Here is an 18,890-nt window from a genome sequence, read left to right as displayed (position 1 = left end):
CACGCATGCGATTACTCGATCGACTCTCGTTCGGCCTCGGCCGCAAGCTGCCGATGGTCCTGCAGACCGAAGCGGCCGAATGCGGCATCGCGTGTCTCGCGATGATTGCCGGCTATCACGGCCATCACGTGGATCTCGCGACGCTGCGCACACAGTTTCCGGTCTCGCTGAAGGGCGCGGGCCTCGGGCGCGTGATCGAGATCGCGCAGCGCCTGTCGCTCGGCACACGTGCGTTGAAGCTCGACATGGCGCAGCTCGGCCAGTTGCGCCTGCCGTGCCTGCTGCACTGGAATTTCAACCACTTCGTCGTGCTGGAGGCAGTGAACGGCAAGACCGCGACGATCCACGATCCGTCACACGGCATTCGCAAGGTGTCGCTCGCCGACGTCTCGCGCGGGTTCACCGGCGTCGCGCTGGAGCTGTGGCCGAACGCCGGCTTCGCGCCGCGCGCGGCGCGGCCGGCGGTCAGGCTGCGCGAACTGCTGGGCCCCGTGTCGGGGTTGTCGCGTTCGCTCGCGCAGATCCTGGTGCTGGCGATCGCGCTCGAGGTCTTCATGCTCGTGCAGCCGTTCTTCCTGCAATGGGTGATCGACGAAGTGATCGTCAGCGCCGATCGCGACCTGCTGACGGTGCTCGCGCTCGGCTTCGGCCTGCTGCTGCTGATGCAGCAGGCGACCGGCGCGATTCGCGCGTGGGCGCTGATGTATGTCGGCGTCACGCTCAACATCCAGTGGCGCGCGAACGTGTTCACGCATCTGCTGAGCCTGCCGGTGCGCTATTACGAACGCCGCCATCTCGGTGACGTCGTGTCGCGCTTCGGCTCGATCGACACGATCCAGCAGACGCTGACCACGTCGTTTCTCGGTGCGGTGATCGACGGACTGATGACGCTCGTCACGCTGGCGATGATGTTCGTGTACAGCCGCACGCTCGGCCTCGTCGCGCTGGCGACGATGGCGTTGTACGCGCTCGTCCGATGGATGTGGTACGGCCCGTTACGGCGCGCGACGGAGGATCAGATCGTGCACGCCGCCAAGCAGCAAAGCCATTTCCTCGAGACGGTGCGCGGCGTGAAGACGATCAAGCTGTTCAACCGCCAGACGGAGCGGCGCGCGAGCTGGATCACGCTGCTGGTCGAGCAGGTCAATGCGAGCCTGCACGTGCAGAAGCTGCAGATTTTCTATCAGCAGCTCAACGGGCTGCTGTTCGGCATCGAGAACGTGCTGGTCATCTGGCTCGGCGCGCGGATGGTGATGGACGGCCAGTTCACGGTCGGCGTGCTGATGGCGTTCAACGCGTACAAGAGTCAGTTCGACAGCCGGGTCGGCAGCCTGATCGACAAGTATTTCGAGGTCAGGATGCTGCAGTTGCAGGGCGAGCGGCTGGCCGACATCGTGTTCGCGGAAGCGGAACCCGACGCGAGCCTGCGCAGCGTGCCGGGCGAGGCGGACTCGCTCGACCCGAGCATCGAGATCGACGGGCTGTCGTTCCGCTACGCGGACGGCGAGCCGCTGGTGCTGGACGGCGTCAATGCGACGATCGCGGCCGGCGAATCGGTCGCGATCGTCGGGCAGTCCGGTTGCGGGAAGACGACGCTGATCAGCGTGCTGCTCGGGATTCACGAGCCGACGGGCGGCGCCGTGCGCATCGGCGGGCTCGACGTGGCCAGGCTCGGCATCGAGCGGCTGCGCGCGCTGGTCGGCACGGTGCTGCAGGACGACGTGCTGTTCGCGGGGTCGATCGCGGAGAACATCAGCTTCTTCGACCCGGAAGCGGACCCGGACTGGGTCGCCGAATGCGCGCGCATCGCGGCCGTGCACGACGACATCGCCGCGATGCCGATGGGCTACAACACGCTCGTCGGCGACATGGGCACCGTGCTGTCCGGCGGCCAGAAGCAGCGCGTGCTGCTGGCGCGCGCGCTGTACAAGCGGCCGCGCATCCTGGTGCTCGACGAAGCGACGAGCCATCTCGACATTCAGCGCGAGATGCAGGTCAATGCGGCTGTCACGCAGCTCGCGATGACGCGGCTCATCGTCGCGCACCGGCCGGAGACGATCGCGTCCGCGCAGCGCGTCATCATGCTGCAGGGCGGGAAGGTCGTGCTCGATCAATCGACCGCGGCGATGCGCGCGGCGGTCGCGGCGAAGTCGCGTGGCGGCGAGCCGGCCGCGACCCGGCCGGCGCCGCACGATGCCGGTCCGGTACAGCCGGTGGCGGGGCGCTAGACGATGAAGCGACCCTTCGCCGTCGTGCTGACCGCCGTTGCGCTGGCCGCCGCGCTGCCCGCGGGCGCGCAGATGCTCGACGTCTATCGCACGCGCGACGACGTCGCGGCGACGCAGGCCGGGTCGATGGCATCGGCCACCGCGTGCGGCGCACGGCGCCTCGACGACCGGCCGATCGCGCTCGAGGACGCGATCCTGCTCGCGATCTGCTCCCATCCGCAACTGAGCCGCACGTGGGCGGACGCGCGCGCGGCGACGGCCGAGGTCGGCGTGTCGAAGGCCGCATACCTGCCGACGCTGAACGCGACGGCCGGGATCCAGCGCGACAACGTGAACACGACCTATACGGGCGGCTTTTCCGGCGACCAGCGCAGCACCAGCCGCTACGGCATGCTCAACCTGAGTTGGGTGCTGTTCGATTTCGGCAAGCGCGGCGCGAACCTCGACCGCGCGCGTGCGTTGCTGCGCGCGGCCAATGCGGCGCACGACGACGCGTTGCAGAGCGTCTTCTACGACGCGGCGCAGGCGTTTTATGCGCTGCGCGACGCGCAGGCGGCGCTCGAGGCGGCCCAGGCGGTCGAACGTGCCGCGCAGGAGAGCCTGGCCGAAGCGAGCGCGCGACACGACGGCGGCGCAGGCACGCTCGGCGACGCGTTGCAGGCGCAGACGACCTATCGCAAGGCACTGCTCGATCGGGTGAGCGCGGAGGGCGACCTGCAGAACGCGATCGGCACGCTCGCGACGACGCTCGGCGCCGACGCCGACACGCCGCTGCGCATCGCCGATGCGGAACCGTCGCCCGATCGCGACGATTTCACGCGCGGCGTCGCGAACCTGATCGCCGAAGCGAAGCGCGATCACCCGAAGCTGATCGCCGCGCGCGAGCGGCTCGAAGCGGCGCGCGACCAGATCCGCGCGGTGCGCGCCCAGTCGCTGCCGACGATTTCGCTGATGGGCAGCCTCACGCGCAACAACCCGTCATACCAGCAGCAGCCGTCGCTGTTCCAGTTGCAGAGCAGTCACAGCAACTCGATCGGCATCCAGATTTCGATTCCGCTGTTCGAGGGATTCGCATCCGGGTATCGCATCGCGGAGGCGAAGGCACAGGCCGATGCGCAGGAAGCCGACGTGCGCAATACCGAACTCAAGGTGTCGCTCGACGTGTGGAAGAGCTACCAGAGCCTGCAGACCGACACGACGAACCTCGACAACTCGCAGCATCTGCTCGACACCGCGCTGCATTCGCTCGAGATCGCCCGCGGCCGCTACAAGGCCGGGGTCGGCACGTTCACGGAACTGCTGAATGCGCAGTCGGCGCTCGCGGATGCGCGCCGGCAGCGCGTGCTCGCGGTGTCGAGGTGGCGGACCGCGAGACTGAAGCTGGCCGAGAGCCTTGGGAGATTGGGATTATGGAACGACGCAGGTTGAACGGCACCGGGCCGAACGCGGGCGACGCGCAAGCGCACGGCTGCGCGTTCCTGTTCCCGGGACAAGGGGCGTTCTACGCGGGCGCGTTGCGGCAACTCGGGCACGAACACCGCAGCGTGCGGCAGACGCTCGACACGATCGACGCGGTCGCGAGCGAGCGGCTCGGCCATCCGCTGACCGGCGCGCTGTGGCGCGACGACGCGGGGCTCGATACGTGGCTGCGCGACGCGCCCGACTTGTTGCAGCTCGGGATCTTCGGCGCATCGGTCGGGATGTTCGGCGTGCTGCGCGAACGCGGCATCGTCCCCGACCTGCTGATCGGACACAGCTTCGGCGAAATCGCGGCGCTGGTATGCGGCGGCATGTATTCGATCGAGCAGGGCGCGCGGATCGTGTGCGACAGGATTGCATCGTTGCAGGCCGCGGCACCGGCCGACGGCATGATGGCCGCGATTTCGGCCGGCGCCGACGCGACACTCGCGCTGATCGACGCGAGCGCGCTCACGCACGGGGTGCGCAACGTCTGCATCGCGGTCGAGAACCATGCGTCGCAGACCGTCGTGTCCGGCCCGCGCGACGCGCTGGAAGATTTCGTCTCGGCCTGCGCGGCGCAAGGCGTGACCGCGCAGACGCTCCGGTCTCCGTATGGCTTTCATCACCCCGACCTGGCCGGCGCGCGCGCGCAGTTCGCCGCGCGGCTTGCCGCATATCGGCCCGGCGCGCTCGCGATTCCGGTGTATTCGCCGATCCTCGGCCGCCGCTATAGCGGCGCCGACGATCCCGGCATGCGGCTCGCGTCGCATTTCGTGATGCCGGTGCGCTTCGCGGACGCGATTCGCGCCGCGCGCGCGGACGGCATCGACCGCTACGTCGAGTGCGGCGGGCTCAATGCGCTGGCGCGCATCGTCGTGCGCATCGTGGGGCCGGGCGCGGTCAGGACGTTCGGCGGCCCGTCGAACGTGGCAGAGGAATCGAGCGTCGTCACGACGATCACCCGTTATTTCCAGGAGGACACCATCATGAAAGACGATATTCGCATCGGCAACGCCGGCTCCGGCTTCGACGCGTTCTGGCACGCCCGCGGACCGCACATCGTCGACTGGCTCAAGGGCGAACTGCGTCACGCGTTCGACGCGGCGGGCGCGGTGCCGGCAGGCGCCGCACCGACGGTGACGCCGTTCGCGCCGCAGCCGGAACCGATCCTCGCGCCCGCGCCGCGCCTCGCGGCAGTGGGCGGTGCCGCGCTGGCGCCGGCGGTGCCGCATGCGCCGGGTGAGCCGGTGACGGCGCCCGCGGCGGTTGCAGCGGCGCGGCCCGCGCACGTGCCGCGCGAGCGGCTGTTCTCGGAGCTCGTCGATATCTACGCGCAGGCGATGGAATATCCGGCCGAGGTGTTCTCCGAATCGATCGAGCTCGAAGCCGAACTCGGTATCGACTCGGTCAAGCAAACCGAGATCATCCAGCGCATCACGGCTCGCTACGCGTTGCCGCCGCTGCCCGCGAATTTCCGCAGCGGCGACTTCAAGGCGATGGGGCAGATCGTCGATTTCGTCTACGAGAACCAGGGAAAGGCGCACGCCTGACGGCCGTGGGCCGAAACGTTGGTCGGCAGGGGGGGCCCTGCCCGTAATGACAAGTTCTCGATAGGCAGGCGATCCATGTCGAATACCAGCATGCGCGGCAAGCTCGTTCTCGTGACGGGCGGTGCGAAAAACGTGGGCAAGGCAATCTGCAGGCGTTTCGCCGAGCAGGGCGCGCACGTGATCCTGAATTTCTTCCATTCGCTCGACGCGTCGAAGGAGACGGCCGAGGAACTGCGCGCGCTCGGCGCGACCGTCGACGTGATCCGTGCGTCGGTCGCGCAGCAGACGCAGGTCGACCGGATGTTCGACGAGATCGAACGGCGCTACGGCCGCCTCGACGTGCTCGTCAACAATGCGGCGTCCGGCGCGCTGCTCGGCGTCGACGAGATCGGCGCCGAGCATTTCGATCGCGCGCTCGACACCAACCTGAAAGGCGCGTTCTGGTGCGCACGCCGCGCCGCGGCGCTGATGGCGCGTTCGGGCGGCGGCGCGATCGTCAATGTGTCGTCGGTGGGCGCGACGCTCGTGCCCGCGAACTATCTCGTCGTCGGCACCGCGAAGGCGGCGCTCGAATCGTTGACGCGCTATCTCGCGGTCGAGTACGCGGGGCGCCAGATCCGGGTGAACGGCGCATCGTCGACGCTGATCGACGGCGACGTCGCCGCGCAGTTTCCGGACCCGGAGAACACGAAGCGCTCGAGCATCGCGGCGACGCCGCTGAAGCGGCTCGCGCGCGCGGAGGATCTCGCCGATCTCGTCGTGTTTCTCGCGTCGGATGCCGCACGCTGGATCACCGGACAGGTGGTCGTCGCGGATGGCGGGTTGTCGCTGTGCAGCGAGGGATTGTCGCCGCGCGCCGAATGGGCGAACGCCGGGCAGGATGCAGGCGCCGCCGCGGCCGTCGCGCAACCGGCCGCGCCTGCCGACGACGCATCGGAGCGCGACGCGCCGGACAGTGACGACATCGCCGTGGTCGGCATGGGTCTCGCATTGCCCGGTGCTAGCGATCCGGACGCATTCTGGCGCGCGCTGCTGGACGGCCCCGAGCTGTTCGGCAACGTGCCGCCGGATCGTTGGGACTACCGGTCGTTCTACTCGCCGGATACGTCGGCGGAAGACAAGAGCTACCAGTCGCGCTCGGTCTTCATCGAACAGTTCGAGCCGTGCTCGACGGTGCGCGCCGAACTCGACGCCGGCACCGCGCCGCGCGAACTCACGACGCTGTGGCTGCGCCACGCACTGTGCCAGGCGCTCGACGGCGTGACGCTGCGCGATGCCGACCGCGTCGCGTTCCTGGTCGGCTACACGGCGGACGGCAGCCAGCATCTCGAGGAGGGCATGGTGCTGGCCGCCGCGCGCGAGCGCCTGAACGCGGTGCTGGCCGACGCGGGCGTCGACGCGGCCGAGCGCGCGCGCCGCGTGGCCGCGATCGATGCGGTGCTGAGCGCGCGTTATGCGCGCGGCGCGGGCGATCTTGCGTCGTTCTTCCCGCATCGGGTCGGCCTGAATGCGATGAAAGGCGTGCTGCCGGACGATGCGGAGTACATGATGGTCGACACCGCGTGTTCGTCGTCGCTGTATTCGATCGATCTCGGGATCAAGGCGCTGCTGCTCGGCAAGCAGGACGTGGTCGCGTGCGGCGGCGCGTTCGCGCTCGCACCGCGCGGCTCGATCCTGTTTTCGAAGCTGCACGGGCTGTCGCGCAGCGGCGAGGTGCGGCCGCTCGATCGCAACTGCGACGGCGTGCTGTTCGCGGACGGCGCGGGCGTCGTGATCCTGAAGCGCCTGACGCGCGCGCGCGCGGACGGCGACCGCATTCTCGGCGTGCTGAAGTCGTTCGGCTCGTCGTCGGACGGGAAGGGCAAGGCGATCTACGCGCCGAATTCGGCCGGCCAGCGCATCGCGATCGACCGCGCGTATGCGCGCACCGCGACGGTGCCCGCCGACGTCGACTGGGTCGTGGCGCATGCCACCGGCACGCCGGCCGGCGATCTCGCCGAATTCCAGAGCCTGCGCGATGCGATCCGGCGCGATCGCCCGGTGCAGGTGACCTCCAACAAGTCGCTGGTCGGGCATACCGGCTGGGCGGCCGGCGTCGTATCGGTGATCCAGGTGCTGCTCGGTTTGCGCCATCAGGTGATTCCGCCCCAGCATCGCTTCAGCGAACCGCCGCCGGAATTCGATCTCGACGGCACGAACCTGCGGATCCCGGTGGCGCCGGTCGAATGGCCGGCCCGGCGCGATTCGGCACGCGTCGCGGCGGTGTCCGGGTTCGGCTTCGGCGGCACGAACGGCCACCTGATCGTGTCGGAGTACCGCGCCGATCTGCCGGCCGGCGGCGCGAGCGGCCGCTTCCAGCGCGAACCGCTGGCGATCGTCGGGTGGTCGGCGAAGTTTCCCGGTCTCGACGGCGACGCCGAGGTCGAGGCCTGGCTGCGCGGCGAAGGCCGCTCGCCGGACGCGAGCTTCGGGATCGGCTATCCGCTGCCGAGCTTCGCGCGCGTGAAGATGCCGCCGGCCGTGTTGCGCGCGCTCGATCGCTGCCAGCTGATGGCGCTCGATGCCGCGCACGACCTGCGCGAACGTCTCGGCACGTTCTGGGGCGAGCATGCGGACACGATCGGGCTCGTGATGGGGCACATGGGGCCCACGCGCAACGCGGCGCTGTATGCGAGCCGCTGCTATCTCGACGACATCGCGGCGGCGGTGCTCGACGCGACGCGGCCGGACGAGCGTGCGGCGACCGAACGCCTGCTGGACGGCCTGCGCGAGGCGACGCAGCGGTTCGTCGCGCCGACCACCGAAAACTCGTTTCCCGGGATGATGCCGAACGTGATCCCGGCGCGCGTCGCGAATTATCACGATCTGCACGGGATGAACATGACGGTGGACGCAGGCCACGCGTCGACGCTCGCCGCATTCGAGGCGGCCGAGCGTTTCCTGTGCAGCGGCGAGCTCGACATGGCGATCGTCGGCGGGATCAACGGCAACGCCGCGGAGGAGGTGGGTCCGGCATTCGGGCTGCCGCTCGCGGAGGGCATCGTGCTGTTCGCGGTGACGACCGTGCGGCACGCGCAGGCCGAAGGGCTGCCGGTGCTCGCGGTGGTCGGCGGCGGCGACGCGCGGGCCGCGGTCGAGCCGGCCGCGCCGTGCGATGCGACGGGCCGCGCGGTCACGTATGCGGGCGCCGATGCGGCGATCGACGTGCTGCGCGCGATCGTTGCGCGTACCCCCGACGTGACGCTGGCGCGCGACAGCGGCGGCGACCGGCTGCGCTATGCGCTGCATGTCGCCTGCGAGCCGGCCGACGCGCAGGCGGCCGCCCCGCGCGAACCGCAAGCCGGAGCCGGAGCCGTGCCGGTGCAGGCCGTGCAGCCGGTGCCTGCGCCGGTTGCCGCGCCCGTCGGGCCCGGTACGTTGCTGCCCGGCGCATTGCGCCGGACCGGCGTCGCGGCCGACGGCGAGCCGCTCGGCGTCGCACGATACCGGATCGAATGGCGCGATGCGCCGTGGCGGCCCGCGGGGCGGTCGACGCCGTTCGTCGCGCCGCGTTGCGTGATCGTCACCGACATGCCGGAAGCGCTCGCCGCGCAGGCCGATCCGGGCCCCGGCTGCGTGGTGCTGTCGACGCGTCCGTTCGCCGCGAGCCGGCCGGGCTGGCACTGGATCGAGCGAATCGACGAAACGGTGCTTGCCGGGCTGCCCGACGACATCGGCCACGTACGCGTGCTGACGTCGCTCGATGCCGGCACGCTCGCGCCGGGCGCCGCGGCGCCGGCCGCGCCCGCACGGCTCGCGCTGCACGATCTCGCGTTCCTCGCGATCAAGCATTGCCATGCGGCGCTCAAGCGCGACGGCAGCTTCGTCGTGCTGCTGCTCGATGCGCTCGCGGGCGAGGTGCCGCATCCGGATGCCGGACTCTACACCGGGCTCGTGAAGGCGCTTGCGATCGAGATGCCGGAAGCGCGCCCGGTGGCCGTGCTGACCGACGCCCGCTCGCTGCCCGACGCGCTGCGCGATGCCGAGCGCGAAAGCGGCGCGCAACACTGGCTGCCGGTCGTCGCGCTGGGCGGCGGGCGTCGCCGCACGCCGCGCGTGATCGAGGACGCGGGCGAGCTGCGCGCGGACGAGCGCCTGGCGCTCGGGCCCGACGCGGTCGTCGTCGCGGTCGGCGGCGCCCGCGGGATCACCGGTGAACTGATGAAGACGCTGGCCGCGTATGTGCGCCCGACGCTGTACCTGATCGGCAGCAGCGCGCTCGACGAGGTCGATGCGGACCTGCTCGCGATGGACGACGAGGCGTTCGCGAAGAGCCGCCCCGATTACATCCGCCAGCAGAAGGCACGGCATCCGGAGCGGCCGCTGCCGGCGATCATCCGCGCGTTCGAGCGGCGCGCGGACGCACGCACGGCGTGCATGAACATCGAGGCGATGCGCGCATTCAGCGGCGCGCATCGCGTGACGTACCTGCGCGCCGACGTGCTGGACCCCGACAGCCTGCGCACGGCCATCGACACGATTCTCGCGCGCGAGTCGCGCGTCGACCTGCTGGTCAACGCGGCCGGATTGAACCGTTCCGCGTCGGTGCTCGTGAAGTCGCTGGACGACTTCGTCGCGGTGCGCGACATCAAGGTGCGCGGCTACTGGAACCTGCGCGACGCGTTCGGCGCCCGGCAGCCGCGCCTGTGGTGCAACTTCGGGTCGTTCATCGGCCTGACGGGCCAGGCCGGCGAAACCGACTACGCGTCGGGCAACGACTTCCTGAACACGCAGGCGTCGTATCACCGCGCGGCGCTCGGTCACGACGAATTCACGATCGGCTGGACGCTGTGGCGCTCGGTGGGGCTCGGCTCGAATCCGGTCACGCGCGCGTTTCTCGAGAAGAGCGGCCTGTTTACGAGCATGCGCACCGCGGAAGGGCAGCATCATTTCATGCGCGAGCTCGGTCTCGGCGAGCGCGCGGCGATGTCCGTGCATCTGGGCGAGGCCGAGCGACGGGCGATCGAGACGCACCTGCCCGGCTACTTCGATCTCGACGAAGCTGAAGCGGTGCCCCGCGTCGCCACGCCGCGCGATCCGGATTTCTATCTCGGCCGCGAGCTGGCGCGCACGGACGACAGCGTGACCTTCGAGCGGGTGTTCGATCTCGAGCGCGACGCGTATCTGCGGCATCACGTCGTCAACGGCTTTCCGACGCTGCCGGGCACGTTCGTGCCCGAAGTGGCCGCCGAAGCCGCGCTGCGGCTCGTGCCGGGGCTCAAGGTCGTCGGATTCGCGGACGCGGCGTTCCTGCACTTCCTGCGCGTCTACGACGCGAAGCGGCCGAGCGTGAAGCGCATCCACGCGAGGATCGCCGCGCGCGACGGCGACGCCGTGCTCGTGCAAGTGCGGATCTCCGGCGACGTGCTGGCGCCCGGCGGCCAGGTTCTCGTGCGCGACAAGCCGCACTTCGAGATCACCGTGCGCCTGGCCGCGGCCTACGCGCCGGCACCGGTATGGAACGAACCGCCGGGCGGGACGTTTGTGCCCGTCGCCGATCCGTATCACTTCGACGCGGCGCCCGTGAGACTGACCGGCATGTTCGTGTCGACGACCGACACCGGCATGAGCGAAACGGGCAAGCAGGCGCGCTTCCGGCTGAACGTGCCGGACGGCGATCCGGTGTTCTCGCGCTTCGTGGTGCCGAGCATCCTGCTCGATGGGCTCGCGCGCGTGGCGGCGCTCGATCATGTCGCCGGCGATTACATCCCGCTCGCGGCGCCGATGTCGATCGGCCGCATCGACCTGTACGAAGCCGGCAACGACTGCGAGCTGGCCGCCCGCCACGCGTCGATCGCGCTGCGCGTGACGCCGCGCGCCTTCGGGCTCGAAGGGCCGGCGAGCAGCGGCAACCGGTTCGTCGCGGTGCGCCCGGACGGCCGCATCCTGATGCAGATGCGCGACGTCACGGGCATCGTGACCGGCTACGTGCACCGCGTGACCGGCGCGTTCGCCACGCGCGGCGAGATCGACGCGCGGCTCGCCGCGCACGCGGCTTCCGAGCTGGTGTCGGCATGAGCACGAAGCGTCTCGCGCCCGGCCCGCGCGGCAGCGTCGTGATGGGCAACCTCGCGGAATACAAGCGCAATCCCGTCACGATGCTGCTGAAGCTTCAGCAGCAGTACGGCGACATCGCCCGCAACCGGCTGGGCCCGTTCCTCACGCATGCGCTCGCGCATCCGGACGGTGTCCAGCACGTGCTGCAGGACAATCACCGCAACTACGTGCGCGGCCGCTTCTACGACAACTTCAAGATGTTCTTCGGCGACGGACTGCTGACGACGGACGGCGAGTTCTGGCGGCGTCACCGGCGGGTCGTGCAGCCGCTTTTTCACCGCAAGCAGGTGGAATCGCATACGGCGGCCGTCGGCGACGCGGCGCTCGCGCTCGTCGAGCGCTGGCTGAAGCGGCCCGCGCATGCGCCGTTCGACGCGGTCGAGGAGATGATGCGCGTGAGCCTGCGCATGCTCGGGCTGATGCTGTTCAACGCGGACATCTCGCGGCATGCGGACGAGGTCGGGCCGGCGGTGCGCTTCGGCATCGAGGCGATGATGCCGCAGGGCAACATGAACGATTTCGTGCCGCGCTGGATGCCGACGCCGTTCAACCGCCGGATCGCACGCGCGCGCCGCGGGATCGACACGATCGTCGATGCGATCGTCGCCGAGCATCGCGCGGGACGCTGCGAGACGAGCGACGTGATCGCGCTGCTGCTCGCCGCGCGCGACCCCGACACGGGCGCGCCGCTGACCGAGCGCGAGGTGCACGACGAGGTGATGACGGTGTTCCTGGCCGGCCACGAAACGACCGGCAGCGGGATGGCGTGGGGGCTCTATGCGCTCGCGCAGCATCCGGACGTGCTGCGCCGGCTGCGCGAGGAGCTCGATGCGGTGCTCGGCGGTCGCGCGCCCGCGGCCGACGACATCGCGCGCCTGCCGTATCTGGTGCAGACCGTCGACGAGATCCTGCGGCTCTATCCGCCGATCTGGGGCTTCACGCGCGACCTGGTCGACGACGACGAGATCGGCGGTTATCACGTGCCGGCCGGCTCGTCGGTATTCATGTCGCCGTACGTCACGCATCGTCATCCGGCGCTGTGGGCCAACCCGGACGCATTCGATCCGGAAAACTTCGGATCGCACGCGCCGACGCGGCACAAGTACGCGTACTTTCCGTTCGGCGGCGGGATGCGCAAGTGCATCGGCTATCAGACCGCGCTGCTGCAGATCCGCGTGCTGATCGCGGTGGTCGCGCAGCACGTCGATCTGAGCGCGGTGCCCGGTCGTTCGCTCGACACGGGCGCGACGATTTCGCTGCGCCCGCGCGACGGCATCCAGCTGGTCGCCCGGCCGAGATCGCGCGAGCGCACGAGCGCCGCGCCTGCCGGGCACGATGCGCGCGTGCCGGCTTCGCGCGGCGCGGCGTGTCCGTTCGCGGGTGCGCCGGCCGCGACGGCAGCGACGGCCGGCGGCGAGCGGGCGGCAAGCGTGGCGACGGCGGCCGCGCCCGGGCCTGCCGTCGGGCCGACGCTGGCGCCCGACGTGCTGGCGTTTCTGCAACGCGACGCGACGGCATCCGAAGCACCGCGTGACGCCGGCGTCGACATGGACGACGCACCGACCCACCGCTTCACGTGGCGGCCGGTCGAGATCGAACCGCTGCCGGAACGGCCGGCGGCCGAACTGAGCGGCAAGCGGATCGCGATCGTCAACGGCCTCGGCCGCACGGTCGAGCGCGTGGTGGCGGCGCTTGCGCGCGCCTGCGCGAAGCCGGCGGTGTTCGCCCCGGCCGACGGCGTCGATCCGGCGGCGGCCGCGAACACGTTCGTTGCACAGTCGGGCCCGTTCGACGGGATCGTCGATCTCGGCGTCGAGGCGCCGTTTTCGCTCGACGCACGCGATCAGTGGGAAGCGCCGCTGCGCCGCACGGTCGTGTTGCTGCAGGCGTGCTACGGCGACTGGGTGCAGGAGGAAGCGACGTCGCGGCTGTTCTATCTCGCGCTCACCTGGCAGGACGGGCTGATGGGATACGGCGACGATGCGCTCGTGCAGCCGCTCGGCGGATTGTGGGCGGGGCTCGCGAAGACGCTGCCGCAGGAACTGCCGAACTGCAACGTGCGCGTGCTCGACATCGCGCCGGACGAAACCGGTCGCGTCGACGGGTTGATCACACGCGAGCTGTATCGCTGGGGGCGCTTCGAGGTCGGCCATCGCGGCGGGCGCCGCCACACGCTCGTCGCGACCCGCGACGACCTGCCGGCGCAAGCGGCGCCCGACTGGGGGCCCGACGACGTCGTGCTGTTCTCGGGCGGCGCACGCGGCATCGGGTTCCTGGCCGCCTGCGAGATCGCGAAGCGGTATCGCTGCACGGTGATCGTCACCGGGCGCGACGCGCCGCCGGCCGGAGACGAGCCGTGGCTCGCGCTCGACGATGCGGGCTTCAGGCGCTACGGGCTCGACCTGCTGCGCCAGGCGACGCCGGAGCGGCCGCCCAAGGCGATCCGGCACACGCTGCAGCAACTCGAACGGCGCCGCGAGCTGAAGGCGTCGCTCGACGCCGCGGCCGCGCTCGGCCTGCCGGTGCGTTACCGGGTATGCGACGTGACCGATGCGAACGCCGTGCGTGCGCTGTGCGACGCGTTCGGCGCGCGGTTGCGCGGCGTGATCCATAACGCCGGCATCGACCAGCCGGTGCGGTTGCCGCGCAAGTCCGCGGACGAATTCGTCGGCACCGCGCGCGTGAAGGTGCTCGGCTTCATGAACCTGTACGCGGCGGTGCGCGAGCGGCCGCGTGTCGACTGCTTCGTCAACGTCGGCTCGCTGACCGGCCGCTGGGGCGGCATGACGGGCGAGACCGACTACGCGGCCGCGAACGAGGCGCTCGCGCGGCTCGGCTGGTGGGCGCGCCGCGATGCGCCCGGGCGCAACGTGAAGACGCTCGTGTGGCCGACGTGGGACGGCGTCGGCATGATCACGAACCTCGCCGTCACGCGGCGTTATGTGACGCCGATGCGCATCGCCGACGGCGTCAGGCACTGGCTTGCGGAACTCGCGCAGCCGGCCACGCCCGCGGCGTCCGGCGGCGGCGAACCGATGTACATGGGCGCCGTCGGCCGTGCGCTGACGCCGATCCAGCTGCGCGGCTTCGATGCGGTCGACGGCTTGCCGAATCTCGGCGAACTCGCGACACGCCGGCACCACGCGGGCGAGCCGCGGCGATTCCGGCCGTTCGCGTTTTTCTCGACGCGCTATCGTGCGGCCAACGCGCCCTATACGCGCGCATTCCGCTTCGGCGGCCGCGCGGCGGTGCCCGTGTCGCTGCTGCTCGAGCACGCGCGCGTCGTGGCCGACTGGGTGGCACCGCCCGATGGCGAGCGCGCGTACCTGCATGAAGCCGTCGACGTGACGATCGCGCTCGATGCGCTCGCCGACGCGCTCGATGCCCACGGCGATCTCGCGCTCGACACCGACGTGACCGGCCGCACGGCCGGCGACGGCTGGCACGTGACGGTGCGGTGCGCCTCGCTCGCCGGCCGCGTGCTGCTCGATGCGACGTTCGTGTACCGCAGTCATCCGCCCGCGGGTGCGACCGTGCCGCTGCCGCACGACGGGCAGGACGATGCGGTCCGGCCGGCCACGTGCGCGATCTGGCGCGGCGACCTGCTGCCCGACGCGGACTGGCGCGGCGGCATCGCACAGGTCAGGGCCGCCGACGCCGATGCGTTGTGGCGCGCGCCGGGCGAGGGCGACGCACGCGGCGCGGCGCCGTGCCCGCAGATCTGGCTGCCGGTCAATCATCTGGAGAACGTGTTGCGCGTGCTGCTCGGCGCGTGGCCCGCAGACGGCGAACCGCCGCGCACATGGCACATCGGCGGCATCGCATTCGGCGCCGCGCGTGCCGCCGACGCCGAATTGCTGCTGCGCTACCCGGACGGCCGCTTCGCGATCGCCGATCGCGGCGGCGCATCGATCGCCGATCTGCGCGATGCGCGGCTGGCCGGCGCGACCGGCACGCAGGCCGCGGCCGGGCCGGTTCTTTGAACGGAAAGGGGAAATCCACCATGACGGAGCGCAACGACGGCGCGCGGTACTGCATCATCGGCGCGGGCGCGGCGGGGATCACCGCCGCGAAGAACCTGCTCGCGGCCGGAATCGGCTTCGACGTGATCGAGCGCGAGGACGACGTCGGCGGCAACTGGTACTACGGCCGGCCGAGCGGCGCGGTGTATCGCTCGATTCACATGATCAGCTCGAAGCGGTTTTCGGAGTACACCGACTTTCCGATTCCCGACGACTACCCGACGTATGCGCGCGGCGACCAGGCGCTTGCGTACCTGCGGGCGTACGCGCGGCGCTTCGGCGTGTACGACCGGATCGAGTTCGGCCGCTCGGTGCTCGAGATCGCGCCGGTCGCCGGCGGCTCGGGGTGGCGCGTCGAGCTGGACCGCGGCGAAGTGCGCACCTATCGCGGCGTGATCGTCTGCAACGGGCATCTGTCGCATCCGCAACTGCCGGACTATCCGGGCCGTTTCGACGGGCTGCAGCTGCATTCGTCGCAATACCGCACGCCGGAGATCTTTCGCGACCGGCGCGTGCTCGTGGTCGGCGCGGGCAATTCGGGCTGCGACATCGCGGTCGAGGCGTCCCACCATGCGCGCGCGGTGTTCCACAGCACCCGGCGCGGCTACTACTACTGGCCGAAATTCCTGTTCGGGATACCGGCCGACCAGTGGGCCGAATGGCCGCTGCGGCTGCGCATGCCGCTGTGGGCGCGCCGCTTCTTCGGCGAGCGGCTGCTGCGGCTGACGACGGCCGGGCAGCCGGAGGACTACGGGCTGCGCAAGCCGGACCACAAGCTGTTCGAGTCGCATTTCATCATCAACTCGACGCTGTTCTACCACCTCGGCCACGGCGATCTCGATGCGCGGCCCGACGTGCGGGAACTGAAGGGCGATCGCGTCGTGTTCGCCGACGGCCGCGAGGAGCCGGTCGACGTGATCGTCTACGCGACCGGCTATCGACCGGGCTTTCCGTTCATCGACCAGGCGCATCTGCAATGGCGCAAGCAGCAGCCGTCGCTGTACCTCAACATGTTCGACGCACAGCATCGCGACCTGTTCTTCATCGGGCTGTTCCAGACGTCGACCGGCAACTGGCCGCTGATGGACTACCAGGCGCAGCTGCTCGCGCGCTATCTGCATGCCCGCGACGCGGCGCCGCGCAAGGCCGCGCACATCGACCGGCTGATCCGGCGCGGAAAGTCGGACTGGAGCGGCGGCATCGCGTTCCATCGCACGCCGCGGCACGTGATCGAGGTCGAGCATTTTGCCTACCGGCTGCAGCTGCAGCGGCTGATACGCGGCCTGCCGGCCGTGCCCGGCGCGGCAGGCGCGGATGCGCGCGCCGCGCAGGCAGCGCCGGCGGCGCCCGTGCGCGCGGGAGGTGCGTCATGAGCCTCGTGAACGTCGAACACCTGTCGAAGACCTACCTGCTCGACAGCGTGCGCGTGACCGGGCTCGCCGACGTGTCGGCGACGCTCGAGGCCGGGCGCTTCACCGTGTTGAGCGGGCCGTCGGGCAGCGGCAAGACGACGCTGCTGAACATGATCGGCTGCATCGACCGCCCCGACAGCGGGCGCGTGACGATCGCGGGCCACGATACCGCGTCGCTGTCCGACGATGCGTTGTCCGATTTCCGCGCGCGCCATGTCGGCCACGTGTTCCAGACCTTCAACCTGCTGCCGGTGCTGTCCGCGTACGAGAACGTCGAGTATCCGCTGCTGATGGCGGGCTGGCCGCCGGCGCGGCGCGCGGCGCGGGTGCGCGACCTGCTCGATGCGGTCGGGCTGGCCGACAAGGCGCGGCACCGGCCGAGCCAGCTGTCGGGCGGCCAGCGCCAGCGGGTCGCGATCGCGCGGGCGCTGGCGGCCGAGCCCGCGATGGTGCTGGCGGACGAACCCACCGCGAACCTCGACAGCGCGACCGGCCACGCGATCATCGCGCTGATGCGCACGATCCAGCGCGAGCGCGACGTGTCGTTCATCGTGTCGTCGCACGACCCGCAGGTGGTGAGCGTCGCCGACGAGGTGATCCGGATTCTCGACGGCCGCATCGTCGGCCGGGAACGGGCCGGCGAAGGTGCGGCGGCGCAGGAGGTGGGCCGATGATCCATACGCTGATGCTCGCGCTGCGCAACCTGCAGCGCAACCGCCGGCGCTCGCTGACCACGCTGCTCGCGATGATCGTCGGCGTCAGCGCGATCCTGCTGTTCGGCGGCTTCAGCCGCGACATCACGCTCGGGCTGCAAACCGACTTCGTGCAGCGCAGCGGTCATCTGCAGATCCAGCGGCAGGGCTATTACCTGTACGGCACGGGCGATCCGGCCGCGTACGGGATCCGCCGCTACGCGGCGCTGATCGACCTCCTGCGGCGCGACCCGCAGCTCGCGCCGATGCTGCAGGTCGTCACGCCGACGCTGCAGTTCGGCGGCATCGCCGGCAATTTCGCGGCCGGCGTGTCGCGCACCGTGATGGGATTCGGCGCGATTCCCGACGACCAGTACCGGATGCAGCAGTGGAACGCATACGGTTTTCCGCTGCGTCCGCGCGCGTTCGCGCTGCGCGGCAGCGCCGACGATGCGGCGGTGGTCGGTCTCGGCGTCGCACGCGTGCTGCACCTGTGCGGGCCGCTGAAGGTGCCGGATTGCCGCGATGCGCCGCCGGGGCCGGCCGCGCCCGCCGCCACCGGCCCGGACGCGAGTGCGCCGGCCGACGTGCTCGCGCTCGCGCAGGGCGAGGCCGGCTCGCAGCCGGCCAGCGACGGCGCGACCCACATCGAGGTGCTGACCGCGAGCGCGGGCGGCGCGCCGAACGTCGGCCGCTTCTCGGTCGTGAAGGCCGAGCAGCAGGGCGTGAAGGAGCTCGACGACGTGTATCTCGCGGTGCGTCTGCCGCAGGCGCAGCGGCTCGTGTACGGCGGCGCCGAGCCGCGCGCGACCGCCCTCGAGATCCAGCTCGCGCGCACGGCCGATCTGCCGGCGGCGCGCGCGCGCATCGAGCAGCTGCTGCGCGGCGGCTTCGACGGCCAGCCGCTCGACGTCGTCGATTTCGCGACGCTGAACCCGTTCTACGACCAGACCAACCGGATGTTCTCGGTGATCTTCGGTTTCGTGTTCGTGCTGATCAGCGCGATCGTGCTGTTCGTGATCAGCAACACGATGAGCACCGCGATCATCGAGCGCACGGTCGAGATCGGCACGCTGCGCGCAATGGGCATGCGGCGCGGCGGCATTCAGGCGCTGTTCGTCTGCGAGGGCGCGCTGCTCGGCGTGGCCGGCGCATCGCTCGGCGTGCTGGCGGCGCTCGCGATCGCGGCGGCCGTCAATCACAGCGGGCTGGCCTGGACGCCGCCCGCGCGCATCGACGCGGTCGCGCTGACGGTGCGCGTGTGGGGCGAGTGGCGAACCATCGCCGTCACGTTCGCGGGGCTCGCATGCGTGGCCGGGCTGTCCGCGTGGCTGCCGTCGCGGCACGCGGCGCGGCTGTCGATCGTCGATGCGCTGCGGCATGTATGACGCCGTGCGGATGCGGTCTTTTTCGTTCATTTCACTTTCCG

Annotated in this window: 8 protein-coding genes; all 8 read left to right on the top strand. The window is 70.6% G+C overall.

Annotated features, from left to right (window positions below; all coding sequences use genetic code 11):
* Window positions 1–5: 5 nt before the first annotated feature.
* The 8 genes from ABIC51_RS21410 (at window position 6) to ABIC51_RS21375 (ending at window position 18,849) form a co-directional block, all read left to right on the top strand.
* Window positions 6–2,228, top strand: a complete 2,223-nt coding sequence (locus ABIC51_RS21410) for a peptidase domain-containing ABC transporter (protein ID WP_060207265.1) — start codon at window positions 6–8, stop codon at window positions 2,226–2,228.
* Between the two features lie 3 nt (window positions 2,229–2,231).
* Window positions 2,232–3,656, top strand: coding sequence for a TolC family protein (locus ABIC51_RS21405; protein ID WP_124544014.1), 1,425 nt, complete (start codon window positions 2,232–2,234; stop codon window positions 3,654–3,656).
* A complete protein-coding gene (locus ABIC51_RS21400; protein WP_354006624.1) occupies window positions 3,638–5,239 on the top strand; it encodes an acyltransferase domain-containing protein in 1,602 nt (533 codons plus the stop codon). The genes ABIC51_RS21405 and ABIC51_RS21400 overlap by 19 nt, the downstream gene beginning before the upstream one ends.
* Window positions 5,240–5,314: 75 nt before the next feature.
* On the top strand, window positions 5,315–11,296 hold the full coding sequence (locus ABIC51_RS21395; protein ID WP_354006623.1) for an SDR family oxidoreductase: 5,982 nt from the start codon (window positions 5,315–5,317) through the stop codon (window positions 11,294–11,296).
* The gene (locus ABIC51_RS21390) at window positions 11,293–15,318 is read left to right on the top strand and encodes a cytochrome P450 (RefSeq protein WP_175897453.1); all 4,026 of its coding nucleotides are present in this window, start codon (window positions 11,293–11,295) and stop codon (window positions 15,316–15,318) included. Before ABIC51_RS21395 ends, ABIC51_RS21390 begins: the two co-directional genes overlap by 4 nt.
* Window positions 15,319–15,338: 20 nt before the next feature.
* A complete protein-coding gene (locus tag ABIC51_RS21385) occupies window positions 15,339–16,730 on the top strand; it encodes a flavin-containing monooxygenase (RefSeq protein WP_226128394.1) in 1,392 nt (463 codons plus the stop codon).
* Complete coding sequence (locus tag ABIC51_RS21380) at window positions 16,727–17,443, top strand: ABC transporter ATP-binding protein (RefSeq protein WP_124544009.1); 717 nt, start codon at window positions 16,727–16,729, stop codon at window positions 17,441–17,443. The genes ABIC51_RS21385 and ABIC51_RS21380 overlap by 4 nt, the downstream gene beginning before the upstream one ends.
* Window positions 17,443–18,849 (top strand): ABC transporter permease, encoded by a 1,407-nt coding sequence (locus tag ABIC51_RS21375; RefSeq protein WP_226128445.1) that lies wholly within the window; start codon window positions 17,443–17,445, stop codon window positions 18,847–18,849. The genes ABIC51_RS21380 and ABIC51_RS21375 overlap by 1 nt, the downstream gene beginning before the upstream one ends.
* Window positions 18,850–18,890 lie beyond the last annotated feature (41 nt).

Origin of the sequence: Burkholderia sp. 572 (assembly GCF_040545135.1) — a bacterium.
GTDB classification, from domain to species: domain Bacteria; phylum Pseudomonadota; class Gammaproteobacteria; order Burkholderiales; family Burkholderiaceae; genus Burkholderia; species Burkholderia cepacia.
Note: the sequence above shows the minus strand (reverse complement) of the source record. Positions and strands in the feature narration are given on the sequence as shown.

Excerpts from the sequence above, each read along its gene's own strand:
- ABIC51_RS21410 (WP_060207265.1), top strand. The coding sequence starts at position 6 with ATGCGATTACTCGATCGACTCTCGTTCGGCCTCGGCCGCAAGCTGCCG.
- ABIC51_RS21395 (WP_354006623.1), top strand. The coding sequence starts at position 5,315 with ATGTCGAATACCAGCATGCGCGGCAAGCTCGTTCTCGTGACGGGCGGT.
- ABIC51_RS21405 (WP_124544014.1), top strand. The coding sequence starts at position 2,232 with ATGAAGCGACCCTTCGCCGTCGTGCTGACCGCCGTTGCGCTGGCCGCC.
- ABIC51_RS21385 (WP_226128394.1), top strand. The coding sequence starts at position 15,339 with ATGACGGAGCGCAACGACGGCGCGCGGTACTGCATCATCGGCGCGGGC.
- ABIC51_RS21380 (WP_124544009.1), top strand. The coding sequence starts at position 16,727 with ATGAGCCTCGTGAACGTCGAACACCTGTCGAAGACCTACCTGCTCGAC.
- ABIC51_RS21400 (WP_354006624.1), top strand. The coding sequence starts at position 3,638 with ATGGAACGACGCAGGTTGAACGGCACCGGGCCGAACGCGGGCGACGCG.
- ABIC51_RS21390 (WP_175897453.1), top strand. The coding sequence starts at position 11,293 with ATGAGCACGAAGCGTCTCGCGCCCGGCCCGCGCGGCAGCGTCGTGATG.